This is a genomic window from Polaromonas sp. P1_E1_2, assembly GCF_056406035.1.
In genome coordinates this window covers 1-1383 of sequence record NZ_JBFUAZ010000843.1, presented here as the reverse complement: position 1 = coordinate 1383, position 1383 = coordinate 1, and the positions used below count along the sequence as shown (strand labels likewise).

Genomic DNA, 1383 nt, shown 5'->3' with positions numbered 1-1383 from the left:
CCTTTGAAGTCCGAAGCAACAGCTCCTTCATTTTCTCAAACCGCACCTCATCCTTGAGCTGCTGCAGCAAAGCAGCACCCTTCCCAAGCTGCCAACGCAGGGTGCACCGTCAGCGTTTCCGCGGCATGCGCCAGCCGCCGGACTGCCAACTGCTCGTCAATCAATGCCTGCCCAATGGTCCGCACTCAAATACCAAACAGCACCCCATCATCGAAGTAAAACGCATACCTGAAGTCGCGAATCGTGATGAGCTTCCCGTCTCGCCACTCAAGCCCCACGATGTAGTCGCCATTGACCGTGGAATCGCTCTCCTGGTGTAGCCAGATGGCCGGCCGGCCTTCAATGCTGGTGGGTGTGACGCGCATCACGCCTGTCACGGCTGAATACCGGCCAAAGTATTCGGCCACATGGGCCTTGCCGTCCAGTTGCAGACGTGCCACCAGGTTCAGGTGTACCTGGTCGCCCAGCATGTCGCGCAGGCCGTCAAAGTCTCGCGCGTTAAAGCGGGCCGCGTATTCGGTGAGCAGGGCCTGGTCTGCCGGCGACAAAGCAGGCGGTGGGACTTTGTCTTGTGGTTGCTGTGCCAGCTCGCGCAAGCGCAGGCGGCCGCGGTGCAGTGATGCCTTGATGGCGGGCAGGCTCACGTTCATCACCTCTGCCGCTTCGTCCATCGCGTAGCCCAGCACGTCGGCCAGGATCACCGCGCTGCGCTGGGCCGGCAGCAGCTGCATGAAGGTGCGCAGCGCTGCCGTGGTGGCATGGCGCAGCTCGGCGCTGGCGTAGGGGTCGGCGGTGGTGTCGGGCTCTTCATCGGCAAGGTGCACTTCTTCGCGTGCCTTGCTGCGCAAAAAGTCCATGGCGGTGTTGTGCGCAATGCGAAACAGCCAGCCCTCAGCATGCTGCACCGTGGCCGGGTCATAAGCCTGCGCGGCTTTGGCCAGGGTGTCCTGCACGATGTCTTCGCCGTCAAAGATGGAGCCCGTCATGCGCGCGCAGTAGCGGTGCAGCCGGGGCCGCAGCTTGCCCATGAGGGTGATGAACTCAGGCAGGGCCGGCTGGGGTGTGGCGGCTGGTGCTGTAGGCAGGGCGGTGGATTGGGGTGTGGCGTTCATGAAAGGGCCTTGGCTTGGTGATTGTGCTTCGGAGGTGAGGGCTTGGGTGGCTTTGCCGATGAAAGGCTGCGGCAAACCAGGGGGCTTTCTTTAGGGCCTGTTAACGCTATTTATGCAAGATGCGTTGCGAGTCAAAAAGGCCTTGAGCAAGGCGCAAAACGCAGGCGGGGTAGACCCCGTCAAGGCTTTGCAACGCCGCGCAAGGCCTTTTTGATCGCAACCCGGAGGGAATGGGGTGAAAACGGCGCCACTCCGCGTTGCGCTCCTAGCG

The 1383-nt window shown here is 62.2% G+C and carries 1 protein-coding gene; it reads right to left on the bottom strand.

The features are described from left to right. Positions 1-185 precede the first annotated feature (185 nt). Positions 186-1112 carry a sigma-70 family RNA polymerase sigma factor gene (locus tag AC1D1P_RS23425; RefSeq protein WP_477674652.1) on the bottom strand — a complete coding sequence of 309 codons (927 nt, stop codon included), beginning with the start codon at positions 1110-1112 and terminating at the stop codon, positions 186-188. Positions 1113-1383 lie beyond the last annotated feature (271 nt).